The sequence below is a fragment of the Mesorhizobium loti R88b genome, assembly GCF_013170845.1.
GTDB classification, from domain to species: Bacteria; Pseudomonadota; Alphaproteobacteria; order Rhizobiales; family Rhizobiaceae; genus Mesorhizobium; species Mesorhizobium loti_B.
In genome coordinates, this window is the sequence record NZ_CP033367.1 from 1,890,741 (window position 1) to 1,907,516 (window position 16,776).

The following is a 16,776-nucleotide window of genomic DNA, read 5'->3' on the forward strand; positions in this document are numbered from 1 at the left end:
AGGTTTCGATGAACGCGCATGCTTTCACCAGCGACGTCGCTTTCACGCCAAGCGTCAAGGCGATCCAGGCACGCAAAGGATCGCGCCAGTCTTACGCCCGCGTCGAGGAGCGTGGCGGTTGGCAATCGGTGATCACGCCGGACCTTGCCGCTTTCATCGAGAGGCAGACCAGCGTCTTCCTGTCGACGGCCAATGGCGAGGGCCAGCCCTACATCCAGCATCGCGGGGGCCCTGCGGGCTTCCTCAAGGTGCTCGACGAAAAGACCATCGGCTTCGCGGATTTTGCCGGCAACAGGCAGTTCATCACGCAAGGCAACCTGGCCGATAATGCGCAAGCCTTCCTGTTCCTGATCGACTACATGCTGCGTCAGCGCGTCAAGATCTGGGGCACGGCGCGTGTGGTCGAAAACGATGCGGAGCTGATGGCAAGTCTGATGCCGCAGAATTACAAGGCGCGGCCCGAACAGGTCATCCTGTTCACCGTTTCGACCTGGGATGCCAATTGCCCGCAGCACATTCCGCAGCGGTTCGAGGCCGCCGATGTGGCGACGGCACTTGGCGAACGGGACAGGCGCATTCAGGACCTCGAGCAAGAGATCGCACGCCTCAAGGGCGCGACCAGAGCTGGCGGCAGCGAATAGCGAAATGCCGTGAAAGGTTAACCGCCAGCCGCAGTTTCGGCGAGCGCAAGACCGTCCGGCGTTGGTTTGATCGGTAGGATGCCGCGCGCGAGCGCCAAGAGATACTTGTTGTATTCGGTGAACAGCACGCGCAACGCCTGCGGTTTGGTCAGCCAGCTGCCATCGTCGAGGTTCGAGTTGACCACCGGATAGGGCTCCAGCTTGGCGCCATGCAGCAACCGGCCCATTTCCAGCAGGCTGCGCGGCATGTGGTAGTTGTTGGTGACCAGGATCACCGTGCCATAGGCATGGTTCTCCACCCATTTGGCGCTTTCTTCGGCATTGCCGATCGTGTCGAGCGCGGCTCGGTCGATGTCGACGCAGCAGGAAAACAGCTTCTTGTCGCCGCCGGTCGCCGCCTGAAGCTGGCGACGGCTGGCCGACGGATGCACGCCACTGATCAACAGCCGCTCGCCCTTGCCGGAGGCCAGCAGATCCATCGCCGCATCGAGGCGCGACTGGCCGCCGGTGAGCACGATGATGGCATCGGCCTTGGCCGGATTGGCGGGGGTCGTCAGATGGGCGACCTTGTTGGCGAACCAGCCGAAGCCGCCGGCAAACAAGGTTGCGAGGACGAGGAGCGAGAGCGCGGATATCCGCAGCGCGGTCTTTAAACGGCTAACCCCGCCGTGGTCGCGCAAAGGAGCAACCACCACTGGCATCTGTCCAGCCGTCCCGGTCGAATCCCGCGCGTCCATAACCATATGGTTAATCCTGAAATGCGGCCTTGGGTAGGTGAAAGACGCACTTTGCGTTACGCCAATTCTCCGTCCGTGATCGCCCTGCTTTCTGTCCCCACCGCCACCCGTAAAAGTGCTCTCCCTCTTCATGCGTCGGGCTGGCGAACGTCGATGTCGCTCAGATAGGCGACGACGGTGGCATGCGAGGTTGCCGCCGTCAGGGCGCCGATCACCAGCACCATGAGGACGACACCAAGATAGCCCATCGAGCCGATGGCGAAATTGCCGAACAAGGCAGTCGCCTGGTCGGCTTGCGGCGTCGCCATATTGCGCGACGACCACCAGGAAAAGACGATGAAGACCAGCACCGCCGCTGCGCCGCCGGCAGCCGCGCCCTTCATGCCGGTGACCAGGAAATGCCGGCGGAACTCGCGCGCGATGAAGGCCGCCTCGGCGCCGACGAAATGCAGCACCTCGATGATGTGGCCATTGCCAGCCATGGCGCCGCGGGTCGCGAACACCACGGTCAGCACCGTTGCCGACAGCATCAGCGCTAAAACGGCAATGCCGATGGTCACCGTGGTGCGGGCCATGGCCACCAGACGATCGACCCAGGTGCGATGGTCGTCGAGCGATGCGCTCGGCAGTTTCGGCGTGATCGCGGCGCGCATGGCGGCAAAGTCGGGCGGGCTGTTCTCGTCGATGGTGACGATGATCAGGCGCGGTACCGGCAACTCATCGATGTTGAGACCCGAGCCCAGCCATGGCTCCAGCAATCTTGCCGTCGCCTCGCGGTCGATGACCCTTGTCGACTTGACGCCCGGAAATTCGCCGGCGATCTGCGAGGCCTGTGCAAGGGCGGCCTCCATGTCGAGGCCGTCGGCCGGCTTGACCTGGATCGTCGCCTCACGCGAGATCTGGTTCTCCCAGACCGAGGCTGTGTCGCGCACCAGCGTCACCGCGCCAAAAGTCAGGCAGGACAGGAAGGTCATGATGGCGATGACCAGAACCAGGGCGCGGCCGGCAATGTTTTGCGCCGGCACGATAGGCGCCATCCGGCGCTGCGCGCGGGGCTTTGCCTCGGCCGCCTCGGCGTCCTGCTCTTCGAGATGCTCGGCGGAGAGGTCAGTCATAGATGTCCAGCCTTCCGCCGGCCAGGATCAAGCGGCGCGCATCGACCTGCTCCATCAGGCCGAGATCGTGGGTGGCGATCACCACGGCGGTGCCAAGACGGTTCAGTTCGAGGAACAGCCGCAAAAGGCGCCGCGCCAGCGGCGGATCGACATTGCCGGTCGGCTCGTCGGCGAGCAGGATTTCCGGCTGCTCGATGAGGGCGCGGGCGATCGCGGCGCGCTGCTTCTCGCCGCCCGACAGAACTGGCGGCAGCACATGCATGCGCTCGCCAAGCCCCACCCATTTCAACAGCTCGGTGACATCGGTGCGGTAGCTTGCCTCCTCGCGCCCGCGCACGCGCAGCGGCAGCGCGACGTTCTCATAGGTGGTCATGTGGTCGAGCAGGCGAAAATCCTGGAACACCACACCGATGCGGCGGCGCAGGTGCGGCAGCTCGGCGCGCGAGATTCGCGAGCGGTCCTTGCCGAAGATGGTGATCAGGCCGCGCGTCGGCTTCAGCGACATGAACAGAAGGCGCAGCAACGTCGTCTTGCCGGCGCCCGAAGGTCCGCTCAGGAACTGGAAGGAGCGCTCCGGTATATGCAGGGAAATGTCGCGGAGGATTTCCGGACCCATGCCATAGCGGAGGCCGACATTTTCGAAGCGAATCAATTTCGACGACCTGAATTTCCTGGCCGCGGCGAGGCGGCCTGCTCTGTGAAAAGACCATCGGCCGGCATGGTTAACCGGCAGTTAATTCCTGTGCTGTTTCGGCTTGTCACGACGGCTCCGGTGGGGAAGCGTTAACCATTTATGTTTACGCAAAAGAAACGAAAAGCGAACACGCGCAATACTGGGGCCATGATGGCTGACGAACGAACCGCGCGCCCGGTTTCCGGCGAAATCATGACCGATCCGGCGCCTATTGCGGCGGCGGACCGTTTGATGATGCGCGGTCCAGCGAGCGACATCGTCGATGCCGACTATATCGTGATGCCTCGGCCAGTTCCTGCAGTCGAAAGCCCTTCGCCACCGCCGCGGGCGATTGTCACTCCGTCCATCGAGGGTATGGACATGCTGCGCAAGCCGGAAGCGCCGGCGGAACGGCCACCAGCCTCGCGCGGCGGGCCGATCTTCTGGATCGCCGGCATCGGTGCCGCCCTTGCCGCCTTCTGGGTCTCGGGCGGGCATGCGCTGGTGCGTCAGTCACCGTTCCTGACCGGCGCGCAAGCGTCGGCGCTGACCATTTCAGGCGTCACCTCACGCGTCGATGTCTCCGGAGCCAATCCGGTGTTGTTCGTCGATGGCGAGGCCGCCAATGATGGGACGGCTCCGGCGACCTTGCCGCCGCTCGAAATCCGGGTGACTGGCAATGACGGACGTTTGACACGCTATACGTTGGGGACATCCGGCCACTCGCTGGCATCCGGTGAAAGATTCGGCTTTGCCAGCCGGCTCGACGTGCCTAAGAACGGCGTGAGGACCGTTTTGGTCACTTTTGCTGAGTAGGCAATCACCGGGGAAGACCACCAATGCCAATCGTACGCGACAAGGACATCGAGGTCCTGTTTTCGGCGTCGGCGATCGCGCGCCGCAATCTCGAACTCGCCAAGGAGATCGCCGAGCACGATTATCACGATCTGCTGGTGATTTCGGTGCTGAAGGGCTCGTTCATCTTCGCCGCCGACCTGATCCGCGCCATGCATGATGTCGGCCTGTCGCCGGAAGTCGAGTTCATCTTCATTTCAAGCTACGGCGCCGGCACCACCAGCGGCGAGGTGAGGGTGCTGCGCGACATCGACAATGAGGTCGCCGGCCGCGACGTACTGTTGATCGACGACATTCTGGAATCGGGCAAGACGCTGACCTTCACCCGCGACCTGATGCTGTCGCGGGGCGCGAAAAGCTGTTCCATCGCGGTGCTGCTCGACAAGCGCATGCGCCGCCAGACCGCGCTCGTCGCCGACTATGTCGGCTTCGACTGCCCCGATTATTTCGTCGTCGGCTATGGCATGGACGTCGCGCACGCTTTTCGCGAATTGCCGTTCGTGGGTGTTGTGAAAGGCGATGCGTGAGACGAGCGCCTGGCACCGGCGAATTCTGAAAAAGCCCTTAACGGTGCCGGAAAAATTAGCCTGGTCGAACGCTGGGGGCTTTCAGAAAAAGTCAACTTTTCGCGGCCAAATTGCCGGCCATGGCAAAGCTTCTAATCGTCGAGGACGATGAGTCCGTCCGCACCCTCGCAGCCCGCGCCCTTGAACGCGCCGGTCACGCAATCGATATTGCCGCCGACGGCGCTCAAGGCCTGGCGATGATACGCGCCGCGGATGGCGGCTACGATCTTGTCGTCTCCGACATCCGCATGCCGGAGATGGACGGCATCGAGATGGCGATCGCCGCGGCCGCCCTTTTTCCGGCGATGAAGATCATGCTGATGACCGGCTACGCCGACCAGCGCGAGCGCGCCGAGGAGTTGGACGGCATCATCCTCGATGTCGTCCAGAAGCCGTTCACCTTGGCCGAAATCCGCGCCCGGGTGGACAAGGCGATCGCCTGCTTCGCTTAGGCTGAACATCTGGCTGGTGGGCTAGGCCTGCGTGGCGGTAACCACGCCGTCGCAAAAAAGCCGTGCCACGTGACAATCTATCTTCGCATCCCCTAATATGATCCGGGGCAAGTCGGGGTGGGTGGCATGGCGCGTCAGCGTCGCAAGGTTGAATTGACGGCGGACGAACAGCCTGCAAGCGCGGAGGCGCCGGCATCACCGCCGGAGCAGCGGCGACGCCTGCGCGAAAGGTTTTCACTTTCCGGCTTCGACACGTGGTCGACGACGGTTCGCAGCATTTTCCTAAACGCGCTTTTCCTGGTCGCCGTCATCGTCGTGTTTCCGGTGCTGGTCAGCCAGTTCCGTCGCGACGAGGTGGTCATCGAACCCATCGCCGTTCCCGAGACGCTGAGCAAGGAAGGGCTGACCGCCGATGTCGCGGCAAGCCGGGTGTGGGACGGGCTGCAGGACGTCACCGCGAAGGCCAAGACCAGCAAGGCAAGCATCAGCGCCATCCCGCAATCGCGCCGCGTCGAGTTTTCCTTTCCCGATTCGGGCTTCTCGATCGAATCGCTGATTTTCCACGTGCGCCGGCTGTTCAACGCGTATGAGACGCGCATTTCCGGAGAGTTCGTCTGTGCCGACGAGGCATGCGGCCGCTCCGGCCTGCGTCTGCGGCTGCGGGTCGTGCGCGACACGGTCGAGATCATCGACCTGCCGCCGATCGGCGACCGGTCCGAGCGGGAATATTTCGCCGACGCCGCTTCCAGCATCATGGCGACGCTCGATCCGTTCATCGCCATTGCGGCCGATGCCGAAAAGGAGCCGCTGCGGGCAACCACGCTGGCGCGGCGGCTGATCCGCTCGCACCACAAGGATGCCAAATGGGCCTACAATCTCGTCGGCCTCATCCGCTACAATGCCAACGACCTGCCGGCGGCCATCGAGGATTTCAAGGCAGCGATCGCGCTCGATGCCGGTTTTCTGCCGGCGCGCCTCAATCTGGGAAATGTGCTGCGTGTCTCCGGCGACCTTGACGGAGGCCAGGCTGAGTTCAACGAGGTGCATGGCCGCGATGCAGGCAATGCGCTTGCCGTCGAAGGTTTCTCCGACGTAGCGATGGCCCGCAAGCAGCCCGACGATGCGATAAAATTCCTGACAGAGGCGGCCGACCTCGACCCGGAAAATCCGCGCTATTATGCCAAGGCCGGCAAGATCGAGCTCGATCGCGGGCGCAAGGAGCAAGGCGTTGCCCTGTTGCGCCGGTCGCTCGAACTCGACCCCGGCTACATCGTGGCCTTCGCCTATCTGGCGTCGATGTATATCGGCGACGGCAATTATGAAGAGGCGGAAAAGGTTTTCCGCGACGCCGCCGACTATTCGCCGCAAAATGCCGAGGCGCAGGCGCAGGACGCCAATCTCCTGGCCTTGCTGCACAAATGGGATGCCGCGGCGCAGCGCTACGATCGCGCCAAGACCATAGAGCCCGGCAATGCTGGCTACTGGCTGGAATATGCCCGCTGCCTGCAGGCGCTCAGCCAGCAGAAGGAGGCGCTGGAGGCGCTGGATACGGCGGTGAAGCTGGCGCCTGACAAGGCCGATATCTACAGCGCGCTCGGCGACAGCTACCGCGACACCGGTCGCAAGCCCGAAGCAATCGCCGCCTACAAGAAGTTTCTGGAACTGGACAAGACCAACTCGCCAACCCGGCCAATCGTCCAGCGCTTCATCGAAATTCTGTCCGGCTGAGGTGCGGCCTCATACGGTGTCGCTGGTTGTGGCAAGCACAGGTGCCGCGCTCTTGCGCCGTTCTGTGTTGAGCGCAAGCAGGCCGGCGCCGATGATCAGGGCGGCGCCGATCACTGTCGTCGACCGCGGCACCTCGGCGAAGAACAGAAAACCCCAGAGCGGCGACCACAGAATGCCGGTGTATTCGAAGGTAGCGACGCGATTGGCCGGCGCCAGCCTGTAACCCTGCGATAGAAGGATCATGCCGGCGGAGGCGACGAAACCGCAGGCGGCCATCTTGAGGAAATCCGGCAGCGTCGGCCATATCCACGGCCGCACCAGGAATTCGACGCTGGGGTGGACGGCGTGGGTTATGCCGGCGAGATGGAATGTGCCGGCGACCAGGGCAGCGCCGATGAGATAAGCGCCATTCTGATAGAAGGCCATGACGGTGGACGATTCGGTATCGCCGATCTTGCGCGCCATCAACTGCGAGAAGCCGTAGAGCGCCGCCGAGCCCAGTGACAGCAATGCCGCCCAGTCGAACAGCCCGGCGCCGGGACGCACCATGACGATGACGCCAACCAGTCCGATCAGCACGGTCGCCAGCGTCCGCCGGGACACGCGTTCGCCAAGATAGGGGCCGGCCAGCGCCATGATGAACAGGGGCGCCATGAAATAGAGCGCCACGGCGTCGGCCAGCGGCAGGGCGGCGATGGCCAGATAATACACCGTGTAGGAGGTGAACTGGATGAAGGCGCGGATCGTCAGCAGGCCGAACCGCTTCGACAGGATTGCCGACAGCCCGACATCGGCGTGGACGAGGACGATCAGGATCGGCAGGGCGACGATCGAGCGGATCGCCATCACCTCGGTCACCGGGTAACCGCTCGACACGGCTTTGACGAGCGGGTCCTGCAGGGAGAAAACCAGCACGCCCAGGCACAGGCTCAGGATGCCGCGCACCATCCTATTCTGCATCTGCGTTCCGGCTCCTATGGTCCGAAGCTGTCGCCTGCGGGGTAAAAAGAACCCGCCACCGTTTCGGGCAGCGGGCACGAGTGAGGACTCTTTATTGGTCCGCCGCTGATTTCGCAGCCGCATATCCAATGGGTGAAGCAACCATCCTCCGGCGTTTGACATGTTGCAAACGAATTGGAATGATACCAGCAATCAAATTTGCTTATGATGGAAATCATGCGTCCAACCCTCGACAGCGATCTCTTGCGCACCTTTGTCGCCATTGCCGAGGCCGGCAATTTCACCAGGGCGGCCGAGCAGGCCGGCCGCACCCAGTCGGCGGTGTCGATGCAGATGAAGAAGCTCGAGGAGCTGGTCGGCGACAGCCTGTTCGAGCGCGGCTCGCGCGGCGTCTCCCTGACGCGGCGTGGCGGCGAACTCATCGTCAACGCCCGCCGCATCGTCTCGCTGCTCGACGAAACGGCGGCGTCGATGGCGGCAGCGCCGCTTGGCGGGCCGGTGCGCATCGGCATTCCGGAAGAATATGGCCACGCGATCCTGTCGCGCGCGCTCGGCGCATTCTCGAAGCGTCACACCAAGGTCGAGGTCACCGTGCGTTATGCGCATTCGGAGGCGCAGATCGCGGCGCTCGCCGCCGGCGAACTCGATTTGTGCGTGGTGTTCGAATGGCAGGACCCTTCCAGCGGCGAAGTGCTGATGCACGACCCAACTGTCTGGGTGACATCGAGCCTGCATCACATGCATGAGGAGCGCCCGGTGCCGATCGCGCTCTACAACCGGGTCAGCTGGTGCAAGGACTTCGCCATCAAGTCGCTGGAGCAGCGCGGCCTTGCCTATCGTGTCGCCTATACCAGCGACACAACCGGCGGCCTGAAGCTCGCCGTCACATCAGGACTGGCGATCGCGCCGATCTCGCGCAGCAACATTCCGGATGGCTGCCGCGAACTGACGTCCGCCGACGGGTTCGGCGACATCGATTCATCCAATGTGGTGATGCATCGCAACCCGAATGCGTCGGGCGAGGCGATCGACGGCATGCAAGAGGCGATCCGCGAGGCGTTCGTCAACAGGCAGGGTTAGAGCAGTTCACTGTTTCACGGAAACGGCGACCCGCTCTGACTCTTTGTTTTGACGCAATTCCCAAGGGAAAGCGCTACGCGCTTTTCCTGGAATTGCTCTAGTCTCTCATATCCTCATAGAAGGTCAGGCGATTGCCGAACGGATCGTCGACCGTGACCTCCTTCGTCTTCCAAGGTGTCTCCTCCAACCCCGGCCCGGCAAAGCGGTACTTCCTGGCGGTCAACTCGCGGTGTAGCCCCGCGATGTCGGTCGCCTCGATCCGGATGTGAGTGCCCGGCGTGCCGTCGCCATGATGTTCGCTCAGATGCAAGATGCAGCCGTCGCGGGAGACGCCAGTGTAAAGCGGCGCATTGTCTTCGAAGCGGTGTTCGAACTGCACTTCGAAACCGAGAAAGCCGACATAGAATTCATGCGCCTTGGCAATATCGAAGATGCGCAGGATGGGCGTGACGATACCGAGCGTCGGCATGGTGTCGCAATCGTTCGAGAGGGGTTTCGGGCGGGGGGTGGCGATCCCTATTTCAGTTCAAGCAGCCGTTCCAGATAGCTGCGCTCGATGTCGGGGCTGAGCGCGTTGCCGAGCCGCTTGCGGATCGCTTCCAGGATCTGGCGGGCGCGCTGGACGTCGATCTCGTCGGGCACTTTCACGGAATCGCCGAAATCCGGGCCCTGGCTCGCGCGCGGCCGGCCGAGCGGGTCACGGTCGGCGTCCTGCTGGCGGCCACCTTCTTGGCTGCCGCCCTGGTCGCCCTGCATGGCCTGCATCTGCTTCATCATGTCCTTGGCGCCTTTGCGTAGCGCCTCAAGAGCCCGGCCCTGGTGGCCAACGGCCTCGTCGCCCTGGCCCTCGCCAAGCGCCTGTTCGGCGTTGCCCATGGACTTGCCGGCCTCGCCAAATCCCTCATTGGGCTCCATGCCCATGCCTTCGAGGCTCTTCTTCAGCTGATTGAGATCGCTCTTCAGCTGGCCCTGGCCCTCCTGCAGCTGCTTCAGCGCATCGGCGAATTCCTGCGGCGTCATCGGCTTCGGCCTGGCGGGTGGATCACCGTTCTGGCCAACCCCCGGCAAGTTCTGGTCCTCGCCGCCACCGGGCTGATCGTTGGGGTTCTTGCCGCGTTGCATCTGGTCCATGCGGAAGGTGTCGTTCATCATCTCCTGCTGGCGCTTCAGGATATCGCCAAGCTTGTCCATCTGCTGGCGCATCTGGCTGTCCTGCTCGCCGCCCTGCTGCTGACGGCCGGCCTGGAGATTGTTCATCATGTCCTGCAATTGCGACAGCAATTGCTGGGCCTTGTCGCGGTCGCCTGATTTCGCCAGGTTCTCGATCTGGTCCATCATGCGGTCGATGTCGCTCTGGCGCAGTTCCTGGCCGTTCTGCTGCATTTGCGGCGCGTTCGGGTTTTGCTTGGCGCGTTCGGCGAATTCCTGCAGGAACTGGTTCATCGCCTCGCGCAGTTCCTTCATCGCCTTTTCGATTTCCTGGTCGCTGGCGCCGTTCTTGATCGCATCCTGCAGCGCCTGCTGCGCCTGGCGCAGCCGCTTCTCGGCGGCCGATAGGTTGCCTTCCTCGATGCCGAGCGCGATTTCCCAGAGATAGGAAACCACATTGCGCAACTGGTCGTCGCTGTCGGCAAGCTTCAGCCGGCTGCGCGCGCTCATGATGCCGAGATAGTTGGACATGTTGTCGAACGTGTCTTCCGGCCGCAGCGTGATCGCATCGATCAGGTCGAACACGCGTGGCTTGGCATTGACGTCGAGCGCCAGCAAGCGGCGCTGTTCGATCACCGCCCGAGCCAGCGGGTTGGCGAACGGCCGCTCGGGCATCATAAGTGTCTTGGTCTCGCTCGAGGCGGTGTGTCCGGCGTCGTCGGTGGCGACCAGCGTCAGCTTGATGCTGTTGCCGGCCCAGACATGCTCGGTCAGGTCCTTGGTGGTCTTGGCCGCATTCGACTTGCCGCCGCGGCGCGGCAGCGTCAGCGGCATCTCAGGCGGGCCATAGAGTGGGTGTGCGTCCGGCGCCTGCGGGTCGGCCAGAGCAAAGACCGCCTTGGCGGTGGCGGCGCCATAGTCGTCTTCGATCTGGTAGTTGAGTTCGAAGGCGCCGTTGGCGGCGCGCTTGGGCTCACCGACGAAGCGGATCTGCGGCGGCTTGTCCGCGATCACGGCGAAGGCCCAGCGGCCAAGCTGGTCTTCGCCCGACTTCAGCGTCAGCGTGCCGTCGCCGGTCAGCTTGCCGGTGAACTGGCGAACCTTCGAGGGAGAGGCGGGGGACGGTGTTGCCGGGCTGGCGGCAGGCTTGGCGGTCGCGGCCTGCGGGCTTGCCGGGTCGATGGCGCGCGCATTGCCATCCTTGTCGGCATAGGCAAGCGTTTCTTCGCCCGAGCCTCCGGTGACGCGCAACGAGACATCGCTACCCTCGGGCACATGAAAAGTCGGCGTTGCCTGGTTGGCATCTGCGGTCAGGAAGATCGGCGGCTTGCCGGTATAGGCCGGCGGTGTCACCCAGGCGTCGATGCGTGGCGGCACGGCATCGTGTGCGCCATGGGCGCTGAAGCCGTCAGCTATCCTGCCGCCGGTCGGCCCGAAGGAGAAGGCAAAGGCGGTGACAAGCAGGAGTGCCGCCACGGCGCGCAGCCCCCACGGGTCGCGTTCCGGCACGCGCGTGCGCGGCAGGTCGGCACTGATCCTGTCGAGCTTTCCGGCCATGCGCTTCTGGTGTTCGCGCCACAGCGCCTGCGAAAAGCTGCTTTCCCGGCCGCTTGGCCGGTCGGTTTGCACAAGCACCGGGCTGTGCAGCAGTTTGTTGGCGGCCTCGATGCGGCGATCGACCTCGGCGGCACCAGGCATGCGGAAGAAACGCAGTGGATAGATCGCTGCCAGCCCTGCCAGGCCGAACGCCGCGACAAGGCCGATGCGCGCCGCATCCGGCAGCCGCGAGAAAATGCCGAGCCAGGAAATGCTCAGGAACAGGCTGCCGACGATGATCAGCGGCAGCAGCAGCGGCCAGCCGCGCTCGACCATCATCGAGACCCGTGTCGCCAGCCGGCTCAGGGCTAGGCGTCCAGCCAGGCCGCGATCGTTGCTGAAGGTGGGTCGTTCCGTCATCGGCCCTTCCTGGAATCGGACAGGATAGCCCGATCCTCACGACTCGAAGAATACCAGCAAACACGGCAAAGGCGAGGCAGTTTGAAAAAACGTGAAGCCGGGCCGAATGGTTTCAGGTCAGAACGTAGCGGGGTTCGCGTTGGCGCCACAGACCAGCACAGCGACGCGTTCGCCCGGTGCCGGCGTGTAGCGGCCGGACAGGATTGCGGCGAAGGCGGCGGCACCGCCCGGCTCGGAGATGATGCGCACCCGGTTCCACAGCGCCTTCTGGGCGGCGACGATGTCGTCGTCGCTGACCAGGATGGAGCGTTCGACGAAGGCTTCGGCGATCGGGAACATCATTTCGCCGACGCGCTTTGGCGCCAGCGAATCGGCGGCGATGCCTTCCGCCGGCGCGTCGACGGGATGTCCGGCCTCGAAGGCGCGATGAAGCGTCGGCGCGCCCTCGGGCTCGATGGCGATGATGCGGATGCGGCCGGCGTACCAGGCGGCGATGCCGCCGATCAGCCCGCCACCGCCGACGGCGACCAGCAGCGTGTCGATCTCAGGCAGGTCGTTCTCGATTTCGAGCCCGAGCGTGCCCTGGCCAACCAGCGTTTCCTCCTGGTTGAAGGCGTGGATCTGCAAGGCGCCGGTTTCCTCGGCGAAACGTTCGCTGGCGGCCAGCGCCTCGGCATAGCGGGCGCCGCCGACCACCAGGTCGGCGCCATAGGAGCGGATGCGGTCCAGCTTGGCCTGCGGGCTCACTTCGGGAACGAAGATGGTCGCCTTGTGGCCAAGCCGCTTGGCGGCATAGGCAACGGCGGCACCATGATTGCCGCCCGATGCGGCGACGACACCGGCCGCGGGAACCGGCCTTTCCAGAAGATTGGTGAAGGCGCCGCGCGCCTTGAACGAGCCGGAATGCTGCAGGCATTCGAGCTTCAGGTCGACCACCTGCGGCGGCCGGTCGAAGTCGGCCATGTCGACGCGCAACACCGGTGTGTGTCTGACATAGGGGCGGATGCGCGGTTCCATCGCGGCAATGCGCTCGCGTGTGATGGTGTTGCCCTGCGACATAATCTGTTCCTCGTATGAAATCCCGACCTATGCAAGCCAGTCGGGCATCGAATCCAGGCCGAGCAGATCGTCATAGGTCAGGCGCGGGCGCACGACGTGGAAACGGTCGCCGTCGACCAGCACCTCGGGCACCAGCAGGCGGGTGTTGTAGGTGCCGGCTTGCACCGCGCCATAGGCGCCGGCCGTGGAAACGGCAATGAGATCGCCGGCCTTCAGCCTGGGCAGATCGCGGTCGAGGCCGAGATAGTCACCGGTTTCGCAGACCTGGCCGACCACGTCGACCATCATGCGCGGCGTGTCGGCCGGTGGCTGCACGACCGGTCTGATCTCGTGGAAGGCGTCGTAGAGCGTCGGCCGGATCAAATCGTTCATGGCGGCGTCGACGACAAGGAAATTCTTCGCGTCGCCTTCCTTCACGAAGATCACTTCCGAGACCAGGATACCGGCATTGCCGACAATCAGCCGGCCCGGCTCGAACATCACCTTTAGTCCGAGCTTGGTGACATGCTTCCTGACGATCTGGGCATAGGCATCGGGCAGGGGTGGTGGATTGTTGTCGACACGGTAGGGAATGCCCAGCCCTCCGCCAAGATCGACATGCTCGATGGCATGGCCGTCGGCGCGCAGCGTGCCGACCAGATCGACCAGCAGGGCGAAGGCGTCGTCGAAAGGCTGCAGTTCGGTAATCTGGCTGCCGATATGGGTGTCGATGCCGGTGATCTTGATGCCCGGCAACGCAGCCGCATGGGCGTAAACCTGCCGCGCCCGCTGCCACGGAATGCCGAACTTGTTCTCGGCCTTGCCGGTGGAAATCTTCTTGTGGGTCTTGGCGTCGACATCGGGATTGATACGCAGCGAGATCGGCGCCACCTTGCCGAGCGCCACGGCGCGGGCTGAAAGCAGCTCAAGCTCCGGCTCGGATTCGACGTTGAAGCAAAGGATGCCGGCTTCGAGCGCAAAGTCCATTTCACGCGCCGTCTTGCCGACGCCCGAAAACAGGATCTTGCTTGCCGGAATGCCGGCGGCCAAAGCGCGCCGCAATTCGCCTTCCGAGACCACGTCGGCGCCGGCACCGAGCTTCGCCAGAGTGCGCAGCACGGCCTGGTTGGAGTTGGCCTTCATGGCGTAGCAGACCTGCGTGTCGAGCCCGGCAAAGGCCTGGGCAAACACGCGGTAGTGCCGGGTCAGCGTGGCCGTCGAATAACAGTAGAAGGGGGTGCCGACCTGCGCGGCGATATCGGGGATTGCCACGTCTTCGGCATGGAGCACGCCGTCGCGGTAGTCGAAATGGTTCACGAGAGTGGTTCCGGAAAGTTGGAGCACGAAGAGATCGGGCTGGAATGCCCCGGTCCCGTCGGCTCTAGATCAGCGGGTCTAGGAAGAACTTCTTGTCCTTGACCGGTTTTTCCGGCTCCGGCGGCAGCGGCTGCTTGGCCTTCTCGGCATCCTTGCGGGCCTGTTCGGCGGCTTCATAGGGGGTGTCGAGACCGGCCTTGCGACCGCAAGCCGAAACGACAGCCAGCGCCGCCAGCAGCGTCAGCGTCACCAAAATCCTGCTTCCGGTCATCGATCCATCCGTCCGAAATGTTTGCCAGCCGCCGCTTTTAGCCGAGTTCTCGATGTATTGCACCCCTGGCTTAGGCTTTCGCCAGTCGCTTTTTCCAGGTCCGGATCTGCTTCCTCACCTCCGACGGCGCGGTGCCGCCGAAGCTGGTGCGGCTCTTGACCGAGTTCTGCACCGCCAGCACCGAAAATATGTCCGCCGTGATGCCCGGATTGATCGATTGCAGGTCCTCGAGCGAAAGCTTCTCCAGGCTCACCTTCTTATCCTCGGCCAGCGCGACGGCGCGGCCGGTGACGTGATGCGCCTCGCGGAACGGCAGGCCCAGCGTGCGCACCAGCCAGTCGGCGAGGTCGGTCGCGGTCGCGTGGCCGGAGCCGGCGGCCTTCTTCATCGCCGCTGCGTTGACTGTCATGTCCGAGACCATGCCGGTCATCGCGGCCAGCATCAGGTCGAGGGTCTCGGCGGCATCGAAGACGGATTCCTTGTCTTCCTGCATGTCCTTGCCATAGGTCAAAGGCATGCCCTTCATCACGGTCAGCAGGCCGACCAGGTGACCGGTGACGCGTCCGGTCTTGCCACGCACCAGTTCGGCGGCGTCGGGGTTCTTCTTCTGCGGCATGATCGAGGAGCCGGTCGAAAAACTGTCCGACAGCCTGATGAAGCCGAACTGCGGCGTCGACCAGATGATGATTTCTTCCGCCAGCCGCGACAGATGCGTGGCGCAGATCGCGGCCATGGCAAGGAACTCCAGCGCGAAATCGCGATCCGAAACGCTGTCCAGCGAATTGCGCATCGGCTCGCGGAAGCCGAGCGCCTTGGCGGTCTGGTGGCGGTCGATGGGGAAGCTGGTGCCGGCAAGGGCGGCAGCACCCAGCGGGCTCTCGTCCATGCGTTCGATCGCATCGCGGGTCCGCGACAGGTCGCGCGAAAACATCTCGACATAGGCCATGCAATGATGGCCGAAGGTCACCGGCTGCGCCGCCTGCATATGGGTAAAGCCCGGCATCACGGTCGCCGCATGTTCCTCGGCTCGCTCCAGCAGCGCAGTGATCAGGCCCTTCAGCGCCTCTGCGACGCGAAAGCATTCGTCCTTGACCCAAAGCCTCAGATCGACCGCCACCTGGTCGTTGCGCGAGCGCGCGGTGTGCAGGCGGCCGGCGGCCGGGCCGATCAGGTCGGCGAGGCGAGCCTCGACATTCATGTGGATGTCTTCCAGCCTGGTCGAAAACTCGAACGTACCGGCCTCGATCTCTTTCAGGATCGTGTTCAGCCCGTGAGCGATTTTTTCTTGATCGGCCGCCGAAATAATGCCCGTTTGCGCAAGCATCTCGCTATGGGCGATCGAGCCGCGGATGTCCTGCGCGTAGAGTTTGCGGTCGAACGAGATCGACGCGTTGATCGCTTCCATGATCGCGGCCGGACCCGAGGCAAATCGTCCGCCCCACATCTGGTTGCTGGTCTTCTTGTCGCTCATCGCTATAAAACCCGTGCTTCGGAGCAGTTTTGAGAAAATGGCAGACGGAAACAGATTTTTCCCGGCACCGCGCCTGATCCTCGCCGCCCTGGTGGCGGGAGTGCTGGCCGGCGCGGTCGCGGTATATGTCAGCGAGAGCCGGTCTGGCAACAACGGCGCACCCCAAGCGGCGGTCGGCGACAGCAAGGACGACGTCGCCTGCGCCGCCAAGAGCGACCGGGCCAAGAAGGTCGCGGCTGCCGCCACCGGCGAGGTCGCCGCTTTGTTGCCCGCTGATCCGCCGCAATCCCTGAAGAGCCTTGCCTTCAATGGTCCGGACGGCAAGCCGATGACGATCGCCGATCATGCCGGCAAGACGGTGCTGCTCAATCTGTGGGCGACATGGTGCGCGCCGTGTCGCGCCGAAATGCCGGCGCTCGATGCGCTGCAGAAGGAAAAGGGCAGCGACGCCTTCCAGGTCGTGGCCGTCAATGTCGATGCCGGCGACGATCAAAAGCCGAAGAAATTTCTCAAGGACACAGGTGTCGAGGCGCTCGGTTACTACCGGGATTCGACGGTGGCGCTGTTCAACGACCTCAAGGCGCGTGGCCTGGCGCTCGGCCTTCCCGTCACCATGCTGATCGACGGCGAGGGTTGCCTGATCGCCCATATGAACGGTCCGGCCGAATGGTCGGGGCCTGATGCCAAGCGGCTGGTCGAGACCGCACTCGGGTCGTAAGATCAAGCAATTCCAGGAAAAGTAGGCAACGGTTTTCCGAGGGAAAAGC

At 63.7% G+C, this 16,776-nt stretch carries 17 protein-coding genes; 7 read left to right on the forward strand and 10 right to left on the reverse strand.

Features of this window, described 5'->3' with window-relative positions:
* Positions 1 to 8 precede the first annotated feature (8 nt).
* A complete protein-coding gene (locus EB235_RS09245; protein WP_027031275.1) occupies positions 9 to 641 on the forward strand; it encodes a pyridoxamine 5'-phosphate oxidase family protein in 633 nt (210 codons plus the stop codon).
* Between the two features lie 17 nt (positions 642 to 658).
* On the opposite strand, the gene EB235_RS09250 is transcribed toward EB235_RS09245, so the two are convergent.
* The 3 genes from EB235_RS09250 to ftsE form a co-directional block, all read right to left on the reverse strand.
* Positions 659 to 1,384 carry a YdcF family protein gene (locus EB235_RS09250; RefSeq protein WP_027031274.1) on the reverse strand — a complete coding sequence of 242 codons (726 nt, stop codon included), beginning with the start codon at positions 1,382 to 1,384 and terminating at the stop codon, positions 659 to 661.
* 122 nt (positions 1,385 to 1,506) lie between these two features.
* Positions 1,507 to 2,493, reverse strand: a complete 987-nt coding sequence (locus tag EB235_RS09255) for a cell division protein FtsX (RefSeq protein WP_027031273.1) — start codon at positions 2,491 to 2,493, stop codon at positions 1,507 to 1,509.
* Positions 2,486 to 3,145, reverse strand: coding sequence for a cell division ATP-binding protein FtsE (gene ftsE / locus EB235_RS09260; protein WP_027031272.1), 660 nt, complete (start codon positions 3,143 to 3,145; stop codon positions 2,486 to 2,488). Before ftsE ends, EB235_RS09255 begins: the two co-directional genes overlap by 8 nt.
* A 189-nt stretch (positions 3,146 to 3,334) precedes the next feature.
* On the opposite strand from ftsE, the gene EB235_RS09265 reads away from it, so the two are divergent.
* The 4 genes from EB235_RS09265 (at position 3,335) to EB235_RS09280 (ending at position 6,767) form a co-directional block, all read left to right on the forward strand.
* Entirely contained in the window at positions 3,335 to 3,982 is a 648-nt protein-coding gene (locus EB235_RS09265; protein ID WP_027031271.1) for a hypothetical protein, read from the forward strand.
* Positions 3,983 to 4,005: 23 nt separating this feature from the next.
* Positions 4,006 to 4,548 (forward strand): hypoxanthine phosphoribosyltransferase, encoded by a 543-nt coding sequence (gene hpt / locus EB235_RS09270; protein WP_027031270.1) that lies wholly within the window; start codon positions 4,006 to 4,008, stop codon positions 4,546 to 4,548.
* A gap of 119 nt (positions 4,549 to 4,667) precedes the next feature.
* Positions 4,668 to 5,039 (forward strand): response regulator, encoded by a 372-nt coding sequence (locus tag EB235_RS09275; RefSeq protein WP_027031269.1) that lies wholly within the window; start codon positions 4,668 to 4,670, stop codon positions 5,037 to 5,039.
* A gap of 126 nt (positions 5,040 to 5,165) precedes the next feature.
* Positions 5,166 to 6,767 carry a tetratricopeptide repeat protein gene (locus tag EB235_RS09280; RefSeq protein ID WP_027031268.1) on the forward strand — a complete coding sequence of 534 codons (1,602 nt, stop codon included), beginning with the start codon at positions 5,166 to 5,168 and terminating at the stop codon, positions 6,765 to 6,767.
* 9 nt (positions 6,768 to 6,776) lie between these two features.
* Here EB235_RS09280 and EB235_RS09285 read toward each other — a convergent pair whose 3' ends face one another.
* Positions 6,777 to 7,727: a DMT family transporter gene (locus tag EB235_RS09285; protein ID WP_027031267.1), complete on the reverse strand. Its 951-nt coding sequence runs from the start codon at positions 7,725 to 7,727 to the stop codon at positions 6,777 to 6,779.
* A 216-nt stretch (positions 7,728 to 7,943) separates the two neighbouring features.
* Here EB235_RS09285 and EB235_RS09290 point away from each other — a divergent pair, with 216 nt between their 5' ends.
* The gene (locus EB235_RS09290; RefSeq protein ID WP_032926507.1) at positions 7,944 to 8,807 is read left to right on the forward strand and encodes a LysR family transcriptional regulator; all 864 of its coding nucleotides are present in this window, start codon (positions 7,944 to 7,946) and stop codon (positions 8,805 to 8,807) included.
* 97 nt (positions 8,808 to 8,904) lie between these two features.
* On the opposite strand, the gene EB235_RS09295 is transcribed toward EB235_RS09290, so the two are convergent.
* From EB235_RS09295 to argH, 6 genes are all read right to left on the reverse strand, one after another.
* Positions 8,905 to 9,276 carry a glyoxalase superfamily protein gene (locus EB235_RS09295; RefSeq protein ID WP_027031265.1) on the reverse strand — a complete coding sequence of 124 codons (372 nt, stop codon included), beginning with the start codon at positions 9,274 to 9,276 and terminating at the stop codon, positions 8,905 to 8,907.
* 47 nt (positions 9,277 to 9,323) lie between these two features.
* Positions 9,324 to 11,912: a TIGR02302 family protein gene (locus EB235_RS09300; RefSeq protein WP_027031264.1), complete on the reverse strand. Its 2,589-nt coding sequence runs from the start codon at positions 11,910 to 11,912 to the stop codon at positions 9,324 to 9,326.
* A 117-nt stretch (positions 11,913 to 12,029) separates the two neighbouring features.
* Positions 12,030 to 12,971 carry a threonine/serine dehydratase gene (locus EB235_RS09305; protein ID WP_027031263.1) on the reverse strand — a complete coding sequence of 314 codons (942 nt, stop codon included), beginning with the start codon at positions 12,969 to 12,971 and terminating at the stop codon, positions 12,030 to 12,032.
* Positions 12,972 to 12,998: 27 nt separating this feature from the next.
* The gene (gene lysA / locus EB235_RS09310) at positions 12,999 to 14,267 is read right to left on the reverse strand and encodes a diaminopimelate decarboxylase (RefSeq protein WP_027031262.1); all 1,269 of its coding nucleotides are present in this window, start codon (positions 14,265 to 14,267) and stop codon (positions 12,999 to 13,001) included.
* A gap of 64 nt (positions 14,268 to 14,331) precedes the next feature.
* Entirely contained in the window at positions 14,332 to 14,538 is a 207-nt protein-coding gene (locus EB235_RS09315; RefSeq protein ID WP_027031261.1) for a hypothetical protein, read from the reverse strand.
* Positions 14,539 to 14,608: 70 nt separating this feature from the next.
* Positions 14,609 to 16,009, reverse strand: coding sequence for an argininosuccinate lyase (argH, locus tag EB235_RS09320; RefSeq protein WP_032925580.1), 1,401 nt, complete (start codon positions 16,007 to 16,009; stop codon positions 14,609 to 14,611).
* 37 nt (positions 16,010 to 16,046) lie between these two features.
* Between argH and tlpA the strand changes: the two genes are divergently transcribed.
* A complete protein-coding gene (gene tlpA / locus EB235_RS09325) occupies positions 16,047 to 16,727 on the forward strand; it encodes a thiol:disulfide interchange protein TlpA (RefSeq protein ID WP_027031259.1) in 681 nt (226 codons plus the stop codon).
* Positions 16,728 to 16,776: the final 49 nt, after the last annotated feature.